The organism is Roseibium sp. QJM3NY_11 (assembly GCF_056173175.1).
Genome location: NZ_CM149660.1, coordinates 2707325 through 2723255 on the forward strand (window position 1 = coordinate 2707325; position 15931 = coordinate 2723255).

Genomic DNA, 15931 nt, shown 5'->3' on the forward strand with positions numbered 1-15931 from the left:
GACCCTTAAGGAATTCTTCATCAGTTTCCGTGGGGAAGAGTTAACAAGGGGTTAACGGCCGTGCTGTTCGATCTACTTCTCGTTGGATATATCGCATGCGCGGGTTTTGTGGCTGCCGGGGTGCTTGGCAGCCTCTATCAGTTGATCACCCGCGAACCACCCAGATTCAGTTTTGCCGGAGAAAACCTGCCCGGATTCTTCGCAGGTATCGTCGTGTGCGTTTTCGCCGGTCCGTTCATCATCATGCGCAATGCCATCCGCGGACGCCGGATCGAAAAACGGCCGCTCGGCTGGCTGGTCGCGTCCTCCACCATTGCGGGCATGTGGAGCATGTGTTCCGGGGTGATGGTCATGAATGTCGCCCTGGTGCTCATCGGTTACAACTGAGGTTTCATGCCCGTATTCTCGCTCGACGGGCGCAGACCCGTTTTTCCGGACACCGGTGACTACTGGATCGCTCCGACCGCGACGCTGATCGGCGACATCGTTCTGCACGACTGCGCCAGTGTCTGGTTCGGCGCCGTTCTGCGCGGCGACAATGAAACGATTGCCGTGGGTGCGAACTCCAACGTCCAGGATGGCTGTGTCTTCCATACCGACATGGGGCATCCCCTGACGATCGGTGCCAATTGCACCGTCGGCCACAATGCGATCCTCCACGGCTGCACGATCGGGGACAACTCGTTGATAGGCATGGGCGCGACCGTGCTCAATGGCGCCGTCATCGGGTCGAACTGCATCATCGGCGCCAACGCGCTGATCGCGGAAGGAAAGGAAATCCCGGATAATTCGCTGGTTGTCGGCGTGCCGGGGAAAGTTGTCCGGACGCTGCCCGATACGGCTGCGGCCGATATCGCGAAATCGGCCGAGGGGTACGTCCGCAACTGGCGCCGCTTCAAGGCGGGCCTGCGGGAAGCCTGATCTCTTACCAGAGCGCCGGCCCGATTGCTCCATCCCTGACTTCATGACCCTGAAAAGGCGGAAGCCGGCCTGCGGGGGGCAGGCCGGCTTCCTGGATCCGGTCGTGGTAGGGATGGGGAGGGTGGGGACGCGACCGGATCGTCCGTATGGCCGGCGAACCGGCCAATTCCCAATCCTAGTTCGTCACGCTGCTGACAGTGGTCACGCGTGTGTCCGAAATGCCGGTCCACAGCACGGGTGAGCGTGCGGACTGGCGTTTGATGTAACGATACGGCGTCGAGTACCAGGGCAGAACGGCCTCGATCTGGTTGTCGAGGATCATGTCGCCATGGTCCGTTCGCACGGTCAGGACCGCGTGGCCGGAATTCTGGATGTCCTTGGCCACGGTGATCAGAAGCGCGCTTTTCGGCCAGCCGGCTTCGATCAGCACACGCTGCTTTTCCAGCACGTATTCTTCGCAGTCGCCGTATCCGTTGACAGGATAGGTCCAGTGTTCTTCCTTGCCGTACAGATCGGTGTCGGTCATCGGCCGGACACGTCGGTTGACGTCCGCATTGATGGCGATGAGTTCTTGCCAGCGGGCTTCGTCCAGCCGGACCACAACCGGTTCGTACTTTTCACGTGGACATGAGCCCGTGTTTTCCCGGCAGAACTGGACATGGCCCACCGGTGCTTTCACCGACGTTCTCATGATCATGAAGCGTCCCGGGTCGGCAAACGCAGACGTGCCGGATGCGATCGACGTCAAGATCAAGGTAGTTGCGAGTACTGTATTTCTAAGTAATTTCATCGTAACGCCCTCCCCAAGGCTGACGTAACGATGACTGACTGGATTTTATTTGGAGAAAAACTTCAAAGTAAAACTATAATTGTGTTTGATGTTTATTTTAGTTTATTTTGAATTTAGTTTGATTCTTATTCGATTTAAGTTTGAGGAAAATTTTCGTAAAATTGGAAATATCCTCTGTAAGTGCCCGTAAAATATAGAAAAACCCCCGATACTGCACTGAAGGGGCTGCCCGGCAAGACGGCACGAAGGCATTCCCGCAACCTAAATCTGCCGTTGGGGCAGCTTCTCGGGGCGGCGAAAAAAAGTTGAATTTTCTTTGACTGGAACCGGTGCGGCGGGGCCGAGACGGCAAAAAACCCGGCGGCCGCCTTTGTACATGACGGAATGCCGGGTTCGATAGAGCGGTTGTTTCAGGAATTTCGAAGGCGTCGTCAGCCCGCGTCTGGATCCGTGATGTGCTGTTCCAGCAGGGCGCGGCTCTGTACGGCGGCAAATTCGACCGCGATGCCGCCTTCGATGCGGCGGACCACGCGCGCGGTCATCTTGCCGAGCGTGATCCTGTCACCGGATTCGGGGAAAACATCGGTGGCGATTGCCGCACCGGACAGGGACACGTCAACGACCCGGCAGACATGCTCGGTTCCGTCCGGGAGGATCATCTTCGTCATCGGGTTCTTCGGAACGAAGCGGTCATGGCGGCGGTCTTCGGGAAGATTGAGTTCGTCCCGGTTGGCCAGCCAGGTCAGGACATTGGCGATCTTGTCGCGCTTGCGGATCGTGTTGCGCAGCTCGACCGCGAAACCACCCTCGATCAGACGGGCGATCTTGCCTTCAACGCGGCTCATATGATCGAGATAGGCAATCACGCGTTCGCCGACCCTGCCGGTCACCGGTGTGATCATGGCCATGCCGCCCGGGGACATGTCGATGATCTGGCACGGATACTCGCAGCGGTTCTCAAGCATGAACCGGCCAAGAATGTTCACCTGAACCCGTTGGTGCCGCCGGCGGTCAGTGACTTGAAGCGATTTGCTTCCTTCTGGTGCTGTTGCCAATCCGGCGCTCATGGCTGCTGTATCCAAACCCGTGCGAAAATCGCACTTTTCCCGGCCGAGATGCGATTCTGAAGACGTCCAGTGTCTACTTTAGGCAGCTGGGGTTAACGATGTGTAAGAGTGCGGCGGTCCGGGCGCCCTGGTCGCGGGGTCGTGATGACGCATTCCGCGTATGAAACGAGGGCTCTTCCACAGGTTGTGTGGCTGTGCGTGGGGCAGCAAGCCTCCACTGTCCACGGCACCGTCCTGCACTGTTTCCGGTCTTGTCGATTTTTGCTAAATTATTGACTTAAATAAATAAAATACTTCTGATGCCTGTTTCTCTCCGGGCGTCGGGCTGCGCTTTCGGTTCGTTACATCCGGCGCGCGTGCCTGGTGATGGGCAGCAAAACTGGCCATGGCAATTCACTCAATGGGCGTGTGAAATATGCCGGAACCGGCCCGGGAAAAAAATCGCCTTGCCGGTTGAGACCGCGCGCGCGCCGCGCAAATACCGTTGTTTGGGCCTTTGCGCGGGCGTGTCGGGGGCCTCCGGACGTGGGCGATCTTGTCAGGGCTTGCCGCCGGAATAGACCGTCAGGTGTCCGACCTTGCGTTCGGCCCCCTTCGGAAGCGGAGGTGTCGGCATGGAAAGGCCTTCCGCAGTGAAACGCGGCAAGATCGGGTTCACCGATGCCTGCGATTCCATGAAATAGGGGCGTTCGTCGGGCCAGACCAGGCGCAGGCTGCTGACGCTCTGCCTCAAAATGGGATGCAGACCGATCCAGTAGGGTTTTTCCATCGGAGTACAGCTGCCCAGAATGCGGACTCGGCCTTCGCCAGGCACGTTGAGCGGTACCAGCAGCATTTCCATCTGCAGGACGTGGTCGCGTTCCGTATGGCCGTTGATGCCGATCACCGCCGCCGCGCCGTCCTCGACAATCGCGGCGATCAGGCTTTCAAGGGCTTCCTTGTCCTTTTCGCTCCAGCCGCGCAGGAAATTGCGGCCTTTCAGTTCCCGGCAGTGTGCCGAACACAGGCGGGTACCGGCGAGGCGGTACCGTACATCCCTGGGCCCGCTGGTCTCCAGGATGAACGTGTCGCCAAGCAGACCGCGGATCTCGCCCGGATCGACTTCGCTGCGATTTGGGGCCGGGCGGGCGCCGCGCAGGTTGTCCCAATAGTTATAGAGTGTTTGGGTCACGCCATGTTTCATCTGGTATCGCCTCTTTGCCGATCTGCGTCCGGTGTTTCGTCTCAAGACAGTGTCTGTTTCAAAACGGGACGCATGCCTTTCCCTGTGATTGTTTGAGTGTTCCTAAGCAGGGGGTGTGCCAAGTCCTTGAGTTGACGCGTGCTTCAGGCCGGCGGGGATTGTTAAGGTTAACTGGAGGTAAAGCTTGCTCTGCCGGGGGCGGGCTGGCAGCTTAAGGTCTTGTTCACGAAGAGTTCGGGTGGGAGGTATCCGGGTTCGCCGACAAGGCAGCGCACCGTGAGGATCGGCCAACAAGAGCCGGCTTGCGGCAAAACAAGCGCCGGGCGACGTGAGCACAGGGCCGATTGAGGCGCGTGGGGACGCGACCGCTATTCGGGGGGCATCGCAAGGCGCCGGTCATTCTGAGGATGACCGGCGTTTTGTTGTCTGGCGCCTGCTTGATGCCTCTTCATGAAACACCGGGGATTCACTATATCCTGCACTTGAACCTGATTGCGCGACCACCCGCCCTTGTTTTGTCCCGGATCTTGCTTAGGCTTCCTTCGTGAGTCAGCCTGAATTCGGCGCCCGTATAGTCTGAGGTTTCATGAGCATCTATCAGTTCGACAAAGAGCGCGCCCGGCGCGAGCAGGCCAGAAAAGACGGGGAACGCGAACGGCCCTCGGAACCGCCGATTTTCAATCTGCCGACGGTCATTGTCTGGCTTGGCGGTGTCATGGTCGCGATCCATCTGCTGCGCTCTCTCGTGCTGCCCGGAGGATGGGACAATCTTGTCGTATATCTGTTTGCCTTCTGGCCGGTAAAATACGCGGCATTCTCCAGCCTGACACCGGTTGAAGTTGCTTCGAGCGTCTGGGGTTTCGTCAGCTACGGCTTTTTGCATGGCAGTGCCATGCACATCATCTTCAACCTTCTCTGGATGGCGATTTTCGGAACCGCCGTCGCGCGCCGGTTCGGGGCAGGGCGGTTCCTGGTATTCTCCGCCCTGTGCGCTGTCGGCGGGGCCCTGGCGCATCTGGCGACAAACTGGGGTGATACCGCGCCCATGGTGGGGGCCTCGGCCGCGATCTCCGGCCAGATGGCGGCTGCCCTGCGGTTCGTTTTCGAGCTTGGCGGACCGCTGGGCGCTTTCCGCAGTTCGGACCGCCGTGCCTATCTCGTGCCCGCGCAACCGCTGTCCGAATGCCTTCGCAATCAGCAGGTTCTGGTGTTCGTCGGGGTCTGGTTCGGTCTCAATCTCCTGTTCGGCCTGATGAGCGGCCCCTTGGCGGGACAGCCGGCCAGCGTCGCCTGGCAGGCGCATATCGGCGGATTTGTCGCCGGTCTCGCCCTGTTCCCGTTTCTCGATCCGGTGCCGCAACGGCGGCTTCACTGATGCCCCAACGGTACTTCCGTGCTTGATAACGGTTCCAAGGCTCACCACAACGGTTTGCGTGGACAGTTTTTTTTGCCATGATGGAGATCCCCGTATGTAACGGGCATTGATGCCATGGGAGGTGTTTTGGATGACCGTAGCCGCGATCCTGAGTGGGAAGGGCCACGAAACGATAACCGCGCGTAGTGACGCGTTGTTGAGCGAAATCTGTGAAACCCTGGCGAAAAACAAGATAGGGGCGGTCGTCGTCTGCAGCGGTGACCTTGATATCGAGGGCATCATCTCAGAGCGCGATATCGTGCGTTTCATCGGCAATCAGGGTGCGTCGGCCCTGCAACTGGCTGTCTCCACCGTCATGACCAAGAACGTCGTGACCTGCACGGAAGACAACAACATCAATGAAGTGATGGCGCGCATGACCCAGGGCCGCTTCCGGCACATGCCGGTGGTCAAGGACGGCAAGCTTACCGGCGTCATCTCGATCGGCGATGTGGTGAAGTTCAAGATCGCGCAGGTCGAGCTCGAGGCCGAGCAGATGCGCAGTTACATCACGATGACCTGACCCAGGCACAAAAGGCCGGCCGGAAAGGCCGGCCTTTCGCAACGTTGCCTGCCTGTTCGGATCAGTTCGCTTCGCTCTGTCTGGCCTCCAGAAAGGCGGTCGCGCGCTTCAGCGTGTCTGCGCGGTCATCATCTTCCCAGGCGGCCTGTGACATGTCCGGGAGATGATGCGCGATGCCCTTGTGGCAGTCGATGCAGGTTTTCTCACCCGTAAACAGGAACCTTTCATGGGCTTGCGATGCCCGTGGGCTTTGCCGGGTGATGTCCATCGACTCGGCGGAGTGGCAGTTGCGGCATTCCAGGGAATTGTTGGCCTTCAGCCGGGCCCATTCGTGCTGGGCCAGCTCCAGCCGGTGTTCAAGGAACTTTTCACGGGTGTTGATCGTGCCGAATATCGTGCCCCAGACTTCCTTGGAGGCCTGCATCTTGCGGGCGATCTTGTCCGTCCACTCATGCGGCACGTGACAATCCGGGCAGGTCGCGCGCACGCCGGACCGGTTCGAGTAGTGGATGGTCGGTTTCAGTTCGGCAAAGACATTGTCGCGCATTTCGTGACAGCCGGTGCAAAACGCCTCCGTGTTGGTCAGTTCCAGGGCGGTGTTGAAGCCGCCCCAGAAAATGATCCCCATCACGAAGCCGCCCAGGGTCAGGAACCCGAGGCTGTAGTGCACGCTGGGGCGCAGAGCCGTGGACCAGAGCCTCTTCAGGAAGGCCAGCATCAGTTGGCTCCCTCTTTCGATTTCACATACTCAAGCACCTTGTCCACGTCGACAAATTCGTTCTCGACCAGCGGCTTGGCGTCCATTTGCGGTACATGGCACTGATTGCAGAAATACCGGCGCGGGGTGACCGAGGCGAGGAACTGGTTCTCCCGGTTCATGAAGTGGGTGATCGACACCATCGGTGCCTGACTGATCTCCACGGCGGCGCGGGCATGGCAGGTCAGGCACTTGTTGGCGTTCCTGTCGATCTGGTAGCCCTCGATCGTGTGCGGGATCAGGGGCGGCTGTTCCGGATAGTTGCGCACCTGGCGGATATCGGAATTGACCGGTTTCGGCATGGGCGCGGCAGGCGCGTTGTCAGCCAGTGGCGTGGCCTGGCGCAGCGTGGACACGCTTTCCTGGGCGGTGGCTGCCGCAGCGGCCAGCAGGCCGAGACCGGCAATCAGGCAAATTGCTATGCGTTTCATGGCTGACCTCACACGGCTTCGATGCGCACGGCGCATTTTTTGTAGTCGGTCTGTTTCGACAGCGGATCGGTGGCGTCCAGCGTCACCTTGTTGATCAGTTGGCGGGCATCGAACCAGGGTACGAAGACAAGCCCCTTCGGTGGTTTGTTGCGGCCTCTGGTCTCGATGCGTGTAATGATTTCGCCGCGCCGGGACTTGACCCGCACTTCGGATCCGCGCCGCAGGCCGAGCCCCTCGGCGTCGTCGGGATGCATGAAGCAGAGGGCGTCGGGCACGGCCTTGTAGAGTTCGGGCACCCTTTGGGTCATGGAACCCGAATGCCAATGTTCCAGCACGCGGCCGGTGGACAGCCAGAAAGGAAAATCCGCGTCCGGGTTTTCCGCCGCGGGTTCAAAGGGCAGGGCGAAGACAACGGCCCTGCCATCCGGTTTGCCGTAGAACTGGAAATCCGCGCCGTCCGCGACATAGGGATCGTATGCGCTGTTGTAGCGCCAACGGGTCTCCTTGCCGTCAACTACCGGCCATCTGAGGCCACGGACCTCGTGGTAGGTGTCGAAATCCGCAAGGTCGTGAGCATGACCGCGGCCAAAGCGGGCATATTCCTCGAACAGACCTTTCTGGATGTAGAAGCCGAAGTCATCTGCTTCGTGGTTGCCGTATCCTTCCGCGCGGTCGCTGTTGGGAAAGGCGTTCACATTGCCGTTTTCGTACAGAACCTCGTAGAGCGTCTTGCCCTTGTAGTCCGGATTGTCGGCCAGCAACTCCGGCGGCCAGACTTCGTCGGTTGTGAAGCGCTTGGAGAACTCGACCAGCTGCCACATGTCCGACATTGCCCCTTCGGGGGCATCTACGAGCTGGTGCCAGAACTGGGTACGCCGCTCGGCGTTGCCATAGGCGCCTTCCTTCTCGACCCACATGGCCGTGGGCAGGATCAGGTCGGCGGCTTCGGCGGTGACCGTCGGATAGGCGTCCGACACGACGATGAAGTTGTCCGGGTTTCGATATCCCGGCAGACCCTCCTCCATCATGTTCGGTGCGGCCTGCATGTTGTTGTTGACCTGCACCCAGTAGCAGTTGATGTCACCGTCCTTGAGCATGCGGTTCTGCAGCACCGCATGGGCGCCGACCCAGTCCGGCACGGTTCCGGCCGGAAGCTTCCAGATGTCTTCGGCGGTTGCCCGGTGCTCGGGATTGGTGACGACGAGGTCGGCCGGCAAGCGGTGGGCGAAGGTGCCGACCTCGCGGGCCGTGCCGCAGGCGGACGGCTGACCGGTCAGCGAAAAGGGCGAATTGCCCGGTTGGGCGATCTTTCCGGTGAGCAGATGAATGTTGTAGAGCAGGTTGTTCATCCACACGCCGCGGGTGTGCTGATTCACACCCATGGTCCACAGCGACATCACCTTGGTGTCCGGATCGGCGTATAGCTCGGCGATCTGCTGCAGCCTCTCCCTGGGGACACCGGATTTTTCTGCGGCATAGTCCAGGGTGTAAGGCTTCACGAATTCGGCGAATTCCTCGAGCGACATCGGTTCCGACGCACCGGAGCCGGCATTGGCTGCGGCTTGCTCGAGTGGATTTTCCGGCCGCAGGCCATAGCCGATATCCTGGGCACCCTTGCGGAAATTGACGTGCCTGGAAACGAAGTCCTGGTTCACCGCGCCGGTCTGGATGATGTGATTGGCGATGTAGTTGGCGATGACCAGATCGGTCTGGGGAACGAATACGCCAGGAATATCGGCAAGGTCGAAACTGCGGTGTTCGAAGGTCGACAGGACCGCGACCTTGACATGGGGATGGCTGAGCCTGCGGTCGGCGAGCCGAGTCCACAGGATCGGGTGCATCTCGGCCATGTTGGAGCCCCACAGGACAAAGGCATCCGCGTGTTCGAAATCGTCGTAGCAGCCCATGGGCTCGTCCATGCCGAAGGTGCGCATGAAACCGCCGACCGCAGAAGCCATGCAATGGCGGGCATTCGGATCGATGTTGTTCGACCGGAACCCGGCTTTCATCAGCTTGGAGGCGGCATAGCCCTCCCAGACGGTCCACTGGCCGGACCCGAACATGCCGACGGCCTTGGGCCCCTTCGCCTTGAGGGTGGCCTTCCATTTTTCGGCCATGATGTCGAAGGCTTCGTCCCAGCTGACCGGCTCGAATGCGCCGTTCTTGTCGAATTTTCCGTCCGTCTTGCGCAGAAGCGGCGTGGTCATCCGGTCCTTGCCGTACATAATCTTGGACAGGAAATATCCCTTGACGCAGTTGAGGCCGCGGTTGACCTCCGCTTCCGCGTCCCCGTGGGTTGCCACGACCCGGCCGGCCTTGGTGGCAACCATGATCGAGCAGCCGGTGCCGCAGAACCGGCAGGCGGCCTTGGACCATTTCAAGTCCGTCAACTCCGCATGGGTGATCAGGTTCTGGGCCGCCGCCGGCACGGGAATGCCCGCCGCAGCTGCCGCCGCGGCCACGGCTTGCGCCTTGATGACATCGCGTCTGCTTATTGCGCTCATTGGATGCTGTCTCCTTGAAGGGAGGTGGGCGCGGCGTCTGGCTCGCCGTCGGCCTGGTGATAGACAAGGGAGGCGCTGACAACGCCGGTGAGCAACTGAATGTCTGTCATGGTCTGAATGATCTCGGCTTCGCTCGGCGTCTCGAGCGTGACAATGAGCCGGCCGGCCCCGTCCGCATGGGCGATTTCGGCGTTTCCCATTGCCACTATGTCGCGCTCGACCGCGTCACGCCGCTCGCTGGTGGCGTGCACGAGAAGGCTGGCGATGTGGACTGTTGCGTTCATGCCTGCTCCGCTTCGGGCTGGGGGAAAGTGACGGCGAGGGCGTTCTGCGGACAGACAGCCAGGCAGGCGCCGCACCCGGTGCAGGCTGTTTCGTCGATTTTCAGCCGGCCGAAGGGACGTTTGGTCAGGTCGACCCGAATGGCGGAAGTCGGGCACATGTCGCGGCAGAGCTGGCAGCTGATGCCGTGATCCTGAAGGCAGCCCGGCTGAAACGCGGCTTTCAGGTTCCAGGGAGGGAGGCGGCCGGGATCGAAGACACCGTCGTTGCAGGCGTCTGCGCATTTTCCGCAGAAGGTGCATTCGCCTCCGTCGAACGCGACCAGAGGCCTGCCGGCGCTGTCGGGCCGGAGAATGGATTCGGGACAGGCGTCCACGCAGCTGTTGCAGGACGTGCATCTCGCGGCAACGCTGTGCTCATCCGTCCAGGGAGGACGGAGGGCTTCTGTTTTCGGCTGGCTGGGAAGTTTGAGAAAGCCCCTGCGGCTTGCCGAAAATTGGGGGTCTGGCGACATGTGATCAGCCGCTTGGTGGGCCGAGGAGGATCTGTGACATCCATATGATGAAGCCGTAGCCGCCAACAATCGCTACAGACAGTGCCGGCGCCAATACTACGGCAAGCAAAATGAACGTCGTGCGTTCATCCCGTTTTGTCTGAACACCATTCTCCGCCATGGCCTCTCCCTCAGCTTGCGGGCTGGTAGATTCGGACGGCCGTTTGTTCTTTTCTGATTTTTTGCGCCCGCCGGAACTGTAGGCGGAAACAATGGATTGTCGATATAGGTCTAACTACCTATACATTATGTAATAGAATTCGAAACAAGTAAAATAATCAAGGCTCTGGCAGGGTGTCGCAGCGGCTGTTGCGCAGGTTGCTTCACTTCTTGCCGTAGATTTCATCGGGGTCGTAGACGCGATCCACTTCCGTGCGCTTCAGGCGCACGGCGCCGTCGCTTCCGCTGACAACCTTGCGATAGAAACAGGACCTGTAGCCGACGTGACAGGTGGCGCCGTTGCCGGCGACGGAGACCTTGAGCACCAGCGCGTCCTGGTCGCAATCCGTCAGGATTTCATGGACGCTCTGGATCTGCCCGGAAGTCGCGCCCTTTTTCCAGAACTCCTGCCGGGAGCGGCTCCAGTACCAGGCTTCCCCCGTTTCGATGGTGCGCTTCAGCGCTTCGGCATTCATGTAGCCGACCATCAGCACCTCGCCGGTCGCGATGTCGGTGACGACAGCGGCAATCAGGCCGTCGGCGTCGAACTTCGGCATCAGGAGATCGCCGTCTTCGATCGCCTTCTTGTCGCCGCGCTCGGATAATTCAGCTTGACACATCCGGTAAGAACCCCTGCCAGTAGAAAAGTCCGGCAGGGGCGTGAACCTTAAACGCCCATGCCGCGCACCAGGGTCATGAATTTGGCCTGCTCGGCCGGATCATCCTGGAAGACGCCTGTGAATTGGGTGGTGATCGTGGAGACCCCCGGTTTCTGGACTCCGCGCATGGTCATGCACTGGTGCTCTGCTTCCAGCATCACGGCCAGGCCACGCGGAGCCAGCGCATCGTCAATGACCGATGCGACCTGCGCCGTCAAGTTCTCCTGGGTCTGCAGGCGCTTGGCAAATATGTCGACGACACGCGCGAGTTTCGACAGGCCGACGACGCCTTCCGCCGGATAATAGGCGATATGCGCCTCACCGATGAAGGGCAGCATGTGATGCTCGCAATGGGAATGGAAAGGAATGCCGCGCACCAGCACGATATCCTTGTACCCGCCGACATCCTCGAAGGTCCGGGACAGATGCTCTGCCGGATCCTCGAAATAGCCGCTGTAAAGCTGGCTCAGCGCCTTGACGACGCGCTTGGGAGTGTCAAGCAGGCCTTCTCGGTCCGGATCGTCTCCGGTCCAGGCGAGAATCGTGCGCACGGCCGCCTCGGCTTCCTCGCGGCTCGGCCGATGCAACTGATCCGGTGTCTTCCTTTCGAAGGATTTTTCAACCGGCTTGAGGACAGCGTCCATTGGGATCCTCGCAATATTACCCTTGTCACTCATCATACGGCGCTCGCGGTGCACAGATCACAAGCCCGGGCTTCGAAGCCGCGGACATCTATCATACTCCACGCAAAAGACGAACGCACAGTTTCCGAGTCGGTAAAGCCGGGTTCAGGTGCGTTCGCGGCACCGGGACGACCAACTTCAACCACTCCGCCCTTGCGAATTTGCCGTGGCGTCTGATCTATATATATGAAAGCAGTGCGCCATCAATGTGTCGCGCATCACAGGCTTTCACGAAGAGGCGAGAATGCTTGACGACATCTACAACGCGAAAATCCTGGAATATGCCGGGAACATACCCCGGATCGGCCGTCTCGAGCACCCGGACGCCAGCGCAAAAGCGCATTCCAAACTGTGCGGCTCGACCGTCGTGGTGGATCTTTGCATGAACGACGGCGTGGTCTCCGACTTCGCCCATGACGTAAAGGCCTGCGCCCTCGGCCAGGCGTCGTCCTCGATCATGGCGCAGAACATCGTCGGTGCGAGCGCCGGCGAATTGCGGGAGGTGCGCAGGGCCATGCGCGCAATGCTGAAGGAGGGGGGCGAGCCGCCCGAGGGCCGGTTCGCCGACCTGAAGTTCCTTGAGCCCGTGCGCGAATACAAGGCCAGGCACGCTTCCACCCTCTTGACTTTCGACGCGGTTGTCGACGCGATCGACAAGATCGAGGCCACGGCCGGGCAGGACAACATCGTCGCGTGAAGCCGGCGCCACTCAGGTGCCAGCTCAGGTGTCAGCTTTCGGGCCCCGAACGATCAGAAACCTCTGAAAAACACATGTGCACTCCTTCAATACAGGACGCGGACGCAAGCAGGCCCCTTTCCGTCGCCGGGCGGATCGCGGTCGGCCTGATCTGGATCTACCGCCATTCGCTGTCGTTGGTGATGGGGCGGGGCTGTCGCTACGCTCCGACCTGTTCGGACTATACCGAGCAGGCGATCCGCCGGTTCGGTTTCTGGGCCGGCGGTTGGGTCGGTCTGGCACGGATACTCCGGTGCAATCCCTGGGGCGCGTCCGGGTTCGATCCGGTTGCCGACAGCCTGCCCGAGAATGCCCGCTGGTTCCTGCCCTGGCGCTATGGCCGCTGGAGCGGCCGGCATATTGCGCAAGAACACCGGCTGGACTGAGCCGCGCCGCCGCCGGCAGTCGGGACCACCGCATATTTGACGAGAAGGGATTGACCCAGCGGAAGGTGAGTGCAACCCTCATGGTCTTCAACCGGAAGGTGGAATGGCACATGAGCGCGCGCGACTTCCATCTCGTGATGATCAAGCCGACCCATTACGATGACGACGGCTACCCGATCCAGTGGCTTCGCTCGGCAATCCCGTCGAACACGCTTGCCAGTCTGAACGGCCTTGCGGAGGCCGCCCGCGACAGACATGCGCTTGGCGAAGAGGTTCGCATTCACCTGCACACCTTTGACGAAACCAACAAGCGGGTTCGTCCCGCGCATATCGCCGCGCAGATCCGCAAACAGGGTGGCAGGGCGCTGATCGCCCTTGTCGGTGTGCAGTCGAACCAGTTTCCGAGGGCGACCGATCTCGCCCGCAAGTTCATGGCGGAGGGCCTGCAGACGGCGATCGGCGGATTTCACGTGTCCGGCTGCATTTCCATGCTCGACGAGATGCCTGCGGACATGGTCGGTTTGCAGCAAGAGGGCGTGAGCTATTTCGCCGGCGAAGCGGAGGATCGCAGGCTGGACATGGTGCTCCGGGACGCTTTCAACGGCACGCTGAAACCGCTCTACGATTTCATGGCGGATCTGCCTTCGCTCGGAGGTGAGCCGACGCCGATCCTGCCGTCCAAGCACATTCAGTTCACCGCCGGGTCTCATTCCAGCTTCGATCTGGGGCGCGGCTGCCCGTTCCAGTGTTCCTTCTGCACCATCATCAACGTGCAGGGCCGCAAGAGCCGGTTCCGTTCCGCCGATGACCTGGAACGGATCATCCGGGAAAACCATGCCCAGGGCATCAACCGGTTTTTCATCACGGACGACAATTTCGCCCGCAACCGGGAATGGGAATCTCTTTTCGACCGGCTGATCTTGCTGCGGCAGAAGGAAAAGTTCGACATCAAGTTCATCATCCAGGTGGACACCCTGTGCCACCGGATCGACGGCTTCATCGAGAAAGCCACCCGCGCCGGTGTGAACCGGGTGTTCATCGGCCTGGAGAACATCAATCCGGACAATCTGCTGGCGGCAAAAAAGCGCCAGAACAAGATCACCGAATACCGCGAAATGCTGCAGAAATGGCGCGCTCACGGCGCGACCACCTATGCCGGCTACATCATCGGCTTTCCGGGCGACACCAAGGAGGCGGTTCTCCGGGATGTGGAGATCATCAAGAAAGAGCTTCCGCTCGACCTGCTGGAGTTTTTTTACCTGACCCCGCTGCCCGGCTCCGAGGATCACAAGGTGCTGCTGTCGAAGGGCGTCTGGATGGATCCGGATCCCAATAAATACGATCTCAATCACCGGGTGACCCACCATCCGAAAATGAGCGACGCGGAATGGGAAGAAGCTTACCGGGAAGCCTGGCAGAACTATTATTCGGACGCGCATATCGAGACGGTTCTGCGCCGCGCGGCCGCCCACAGGAAGGGGCGGCCGGGCAACAAGCTGTTCCTGATGATGTGGTTCAAGCTGATGGTCGAGTGCGAGGGCGTACATCCGCTGGAGGGCGGTTATTTCCGGCTGAAGGTCCGGAGCGACCGGCGCGTCGGTCTGCCGCGTGAGCACCCGGTCCCCTTCTACGCGCGTTATCTTGCGGAGATCGTTTCCAAGCACTGGGCCTATCTTTCGGCGGTGTGGCGGGTCTACCGGATCTACAGAAGGGTCAAGGCGTCACCGGACCGGCGCAACTATACCGATCTGGCGATTGGTCCGATGGACGGGACCTTGGAAGAGGACCTTGCCATGATCCGGGAAACGCGCGGCGGCACGGAAGCCGTGGCCCGGCAGGTCCGCGACGCCGCCCTGCGCAAGGCCGGCAAGGACCGGGCGCGGGCGGCGACACCGTCATGACGGGCAGGCGGTCGCGGCCGCCTTTCGGGTGCGAACCAGACGCCAGCCGAATGTCATGCCCGTTGCGGCCAGGATGATCGCGGCGGCTCCCATGAGCTGGAGCGGCTGCAGCCTGTGGCCGAAGGCGGCATAGTCGACGACAATCGCCACCACGGGATAGATGAACGAGAACGCGCCCTGCAGATAGGTCGGCAGTTTCTGAACGGCTCCGTACATCAGGATGTACATGATGCCGGTGTGGACCACGCCGAGGGTGATCAGTGCGCCCCAGGCGGTTGTTCCTTCCGGCAGCGCCTGCCAGCTGACAAACGGAGCCAGCATCAGGATGCCGACGCAGACCTGGATCAGCGCGATCAGCTGTGGCGGCGTGCCGGTGAGCTTCTTGGTCAGGAGCGCCGCCACCGCCCAGAAGAATGCGGCACCCAGGGCGAGAGCAATGCCGAGCGCGTAGTGCGATCCGGCATAGTCCGCACCGCCGGGCCTGGACAGGACAATCAGGAGGACGCCGGCAAAGGCGACCGCCAGCCAGCCAAGCCTGGCAATCGTGATCCGTTCGCCCAGAAACAGCGCGCCGAAGCCGACCAGAATGAACGGCTGGGTGTTGTAGACGGCGGTGGCGACGCCGATCAACGTCTCGCCATAGGCGGTAAACAGCATTGCCCAGTTGACGACGATCGCGACACCGCCGACTGCCGCGATGCCGAGCTTTTTCAAGGTGAGTTGCCGCCGGAACAGACCCTGCGCGACGCAGATGATCACAAGCGCCAGCGCGCCGAACGCGCAGCGCCAGAACACAACGTCGACGGCTGCCTGGCCCGAGAGCACCACGAACAATCCTATGGTTCCGAGAATGGTCATCGCGGCGGTCATTTCGGCGCCGCCGCGTAAGGTTCTGTCCATATCTGCCTCCTGTAGCAAGGGATGTCCGCTCGCAGATGCGGGCCATCCGGCAATTGACGATGGCAGGAGTCTGTCAAAACCG

Annotated in this window: 19 protein-coding genes; 7 read left to right on the forward strand and 12 right to left on the reverse strand. The window is 60.7% G+C overall.

Features of this window, described 5'->3' with window-relative positions:
- Window positions 1-60 precede the first annotated feature (60 nt).
- Together AC0VX3_RS12490 and AC0VX3_RS12495 are read left to right on the forward strand one after the other, a co-directional pair.
- Window positions 61-387: a DUF6949 family protein gene (locus tag AC0VX3_RS12490; protein ID WP_342892409.1), complete on the forward strand. Its 327-nt coding sequence runs from the start codon at window positions 61-63 to the stop codon at window positions 385-387.
- 6 nt (window positions 388-393) lie between these two features.
- The gene (locus AC0VX3_RS12495; protein ID WP_342892410.1) at window positions 394-921 is read left to right on the forward strand and encodes a gamma carbonic anhydrase family protein; all 528 of its coding nucleotides are present in this window, start codon (window positions 394-396) and stop codon (window positions 919-921) included.
- Window positions 922-1096: 175 nt separating this feature from the next.
- Here the strand turns inward: AC0VX3_RS12495 and AC0VX3_RS12500 are convergent, their stop codons facing one another.
- The 3 genes from AC0VX3_RS12500 to AC0VX3_RS12510 all read right to left on the reverse strand — a co-directional run bounded on the left by AC0VX3_RS12500 (window position 1097) and on the right by AC0VX3_RS12510 (window position 3961).
- Window positions 1097-1618: a transglutaminase-like cysteine peptidase gene (locus AC0VX3_RS12500; RefSeq protein ID WP_475524980.1), complete on the reverse strand. Its 522-nt coding sequence runs from the start codon at window positions 1616-1618 to the stop codon at window positions 1097-1099.
- Window positions 1619-2142: 524 nt separating this feature from the next.
- On the reverse strand, window positions 2143-2778 hold the full coding sequence (locus AC0VX3_RS12505; RefSeq protein WP_342892412.1) for a PilZ domain-containing protein: 636 nt from the start codon (window positions 2776-2778) through the stop codon (window positions 2143-2145).
- A gap of 538 nt (window positions 2779-3316) precedes the next feature.
- Window positions 3317-3961, reverse strand: coding sequence for a PAS domain-containing protein (locus AC0VX3_RS12510; RefSeq protein WP_342892413.1), 645 nt, complete (start codon window positions 3959-3961; stop codon window positions 3317-3319).
- 586 nt (window positions 3962-4547) lie between these two features.
- Between AC0VX3_RS12510 and AC0VX3_RS12515 the strand changes: the two genes are divergently transcribed.
- Window positions 4548-5336, forward strand: a complete 789-nt coding sequence (locus AC0VX3_RS12515; RefSeq protein ID WP_475524981.1) for a rhomboid family intramembrane serine protease — start codon at window positions 4548-4550, stop codon at window positions 5334-5336.
- Window positions 5337-5466: 130 nt separating this feature from the next.
- Window positions 5467-5898, forward strand: coding sequence for a CBS domain-containing protein (locus AC0VX3_RS12520; protein ID WP_475524982.1), 432 nt, complete (start codon window positions 5467-5469; stop codon window positions 5896-5898).
- Between the two features lie 61 nt (window positions 5899-5959).
- On the opposite strand, the gene AC0VX3_RS12525 is transcribed toward AC0VX3_RS12520, so the two are convergent.
- From AC0VX3_RS12525 to folE, 8 genes are all read right to left on the reverse strand, one after another.
- Window positions 5960-6616, reverse strand: coding sequence for a cytochrome c3 family protein (locus AC0VX3_RS12525; protein WP_475524983.1), 657 nt, complete (start codon window positions 6614-6616; stop codon window positions 5960-5962).
- A complete protein-coding gene (locus AC0VX3_RS12530; protein WP_475524984.1) occupies window positions 6616-7086 on the reverse strand; it encodes a nitrate reductase cytochrome c-type subunit in 471 nt (156 codons plus the stop codon). The genes AC0VX3_RS12525 and AC0VX3_RS12530 overlap by 1 nt, the downstream gene beginning before the upstream one ends.
- 8 nt (window positions 7087-7094) lie before the next feature.
- The gene (gene napA / locus AC0VX3_RS12535) at window positions 7095-9590 is read right to left on the reverse strand and encodes a nitrate reductase catalytic subunit NapA (RefSeq protein ID WP_475524985.1); all 2496 of its coding nucleotides are present in this window, start codon (window positions 9588-9590) and stop codon (window positions 7095-7097) included.
- Window positions 9587-9874, reverse strand: a complete 288-nt coding sequence (locus tag AC0VX3_RS12540) for a chaperone NapD (RefSeq protein WP_475524986.1) — start codon at window positions 9872-9874, stop codon at window positions 9587-9589. The genes napA and AC0VX3_RS12540 overlap by 4 nt, the downstream gene beginning before the upstream one ends.
- Window positions 9871-10386 (reverse strand): ferredoxin-type protein NapF, encoded by a 516-nt coding sequence (gene napF, locus AC0VX3_RS12545; RefSeq protein WP_475524987.1) that lies wholly within the window; start codon window positions 10384-10386, stop codon window positions 9871-9873. Before napF ends, AC0VX3_RS12540 begins: the two co-directional genes overlap by 4 nt.
- 4 nt (window positions 10387-10390) lie before the next feature.
- Window positions 10391-10546: a periplasmic nitrate reductase, NapE protein gene (gene napE, locus AC0VX3_RS12550; RefSeq protein ID WP_475524988.1), complete on the reverse strand. Its 156-nt coding sequence runs from the start codon at window positions 10544-10546 to the stop codon at window positions 10391-10393.
- A gap of 202 nt (window positions 10547-10748) precedes the next feature.
- Complete coding sequence (hisI, locus tag AC0VX3_RS12555) at window positions 10749-11204, reverse strand: phosphoribosyl-AMP cyclohydrolase (protein WP_475524989.1); 456 nt, start codon at window positions 11202-11204, stop codon at window positions 10749-10751.
- Between the two features lie 47 nt (window positions 11205-11251).
- A complete protein-coding gene (folE, locus tag AC0VX3_RS12560) occupies window positions 11252-11887 on the reverse strand; it encodes a GTP cyclohydrolase I FolE (protein WP_475524990.1) in 636 nt (211 codons plus the stop codon).
- A gap of 283 nt (window positions 11888-12170) precedes the next feature.
- Between folE and AC0VX3_RS12565 the strand changes: the two genes are divergently transcribed.
- The 3 genes from AC0VX3_RS12565 (at window position 12171) to AC0VX3_RS12575 (ending at window position 14949) form a co-directional block, all read left to right on the forward strand.
- Window positions 12171-12623: an iron-sulfur cluster assembly scaffold protein gene (locus tag AC0VX3_RS12565; RefSeq protein WP_475524991.1), complete on the forward strand. Its 453-nt coding sequence runs from the start codon at window positions 12171-12173 to the stop codon at window positions 12621-12623.
- A 74-nt stretch (window positions 12624-12697) separates the two neighbouring features.
- Entirely contained in the window at window positions 12698-13048 is a 351-nt protein-coding gene (gene yidD / locus AC0VX3_RS12570) for a membrane protein insertion efficiency factor YidD (protein ID WP_475524992.1), read from the forward strand.
- A 110-nt stretch (window positions 13049-13158) separates the two neighbouring features.
- A complete protein-coding gene (locus tag AC0VX3_RS12575) occupies window positions 13159-14949 on the forward strand; it encodes a B12-binding domain-containing radical SAM protein (RefSeq protein ID WP_475525174.1) in 1791 nt (596 codons plus the stop codon).
- Here AC0VX3_RS12575 and AC0VX3_RS12580 read toward each other — a convergent pair.
- Window positions 14944-15849, reverse strand: a complete 906-nt coding sequence (locus AC0VX3_RS12580) for a DMT family transporter (RefSeq protein ID WP_475524993.1) — start codon at window positions 15847-15849, stop codon at window positions 14944-14946. The genes AC0VX3_RS12575 and AC0VX3_RS12580 overlap by 6 nt on opposite strands.
- Between the last annotated feature and the right edge of the window lie 82 nt (window positions 15850-15931).

Excerpts from the sequence above, each read along its gene's own strand:
- AC0VX3_RS12495 (WP_342892410.1), top strand. The coding sequence starts at position 394 with ATGCCCGTATTCTCGCTCGACGGGCGCAGACCCGTTTTTCCGGACACC.
- AC0VX3_RS12500 (WP_475524980.1), bottom strand. The coding sequence starts at position 1,618 with ATGATCATGAGAACGTCGGTGAAAGCACCGGTGGGCCATGTCCAGTTC.
- AC0VX3_RS12505 (WP_342892412.1), bottom strand. The coding sequence starts at position 2,778 with ATGAGCGCCGGATTGGCAACAGCACCAGAAGGAAGCAAATCGCTTCAA.
- AC0VX3_RS12510 (WP_342892413.1), bottom strand. The coding sequence starts at position 3,961 with ATGAAACATGGCGTGACCCAAACACTCTATAACTATTGGGACAACCTG.
- AC0VX3_RS12515 (WP_475524981.1), top strand. The coding sequence starts at position 4,548 with ATGAGCATCTATCAGTTCGACAAAGAGCGCGCCCGGCGCGAGCAGGCC.
- AC0VX3_RS12520 (WP_475524982.1), top strand. The coding sequence starts at position 5,467 with ATGACCGTAGCCGCGATCCTGAGTGGGAAGGGCCACGAAACGATAACC.
- AC0VX3_RS12525 (WP_475524983.1), bottom strand. The coding sequence starts at position 6,616 with ATGCTGGCCTTCCTGAAGAGGCTCTGGTCCACGGCTCTGCGCCCCAGC.
- AC0VX3_RS12530 (WP_475524984.1), bottom strand. The coding sequence starts at position 7,086 with ATGAAACGCATAGCAATTTGCCTGATTGCCGGTCTCGGCCTGCTGGCC.
- napA (WP_475524985.1), bottom strand. The coding sequence starts at position 9,590 with ATGAGCGCAATAAGCAGACGCGATGTCATCAAGGCGCAAGCCGTGGCC.
- AC0VX3_RS12540 (WP_475524986.1), bottom strand. The coding sequence starts at position 9,874 with ATGAACGCAACAGTCCACATCGCCAGCCTTCTCGTGCACGCCACCAGC.
- napF (WP_475524987.1), bottom strand. The coding sequence starts at position 10,386 with ATGTCGCCAGACCCCCAATTTTCGGCAAGCCGCAGGGGCTTTCTCAAA.
- napE (WP_475524988.1), bottom strand. The coding sequence starts at position 10,546 with ATGGCGGAGAATGGTGTTCAGACAAAACGGGATGAACGCACGACGTTC.
- hisI (WP_475524989.1), bottom strand. The coding sequence starts at position 11,204 with ATGTGTCAAGCTGAATTATCCGAGCGCGGCGACAAGAAGGCGATCGAA.
- folE (WP_475524990.1), bottom strand. The coding sequence starts at position 11,887 with ATGGACGCTGTCCTCAAGCCGGTTGAAAAATCCTTCGAAAGGAAGACA.
- AC0VX3_RS12565 (WP_475524991.1), top strand. The coding sequence starts at position 12,171 with ATGCTTGACGACATCTACAACGCGAAAATCCTGGAATATGCCGGGAAC.
- yidD (WP_475524992.1), top strand. The coding sequence starts at position 12,698 with ATGTGCACTCCTTCAATACAGGACGCGGACGCAAGCAGGCCCCTTTCC.
- AC0VX3_RS12575 (WP_475525174.1), top strand. The coding sequence starts at position 13,159 with ATGAGCGCGCGCGACTTCCATCTCGTGATGATCAAGCCGACCCATTAC.
- AC0VX3_RS12580 (WP_475524993.1), bottom strand. The coding sequence starts at position 15,849 with ATGGACAGAACCTTACGCGGCGGCGCCGAAATGACCGCCGCGATGACC.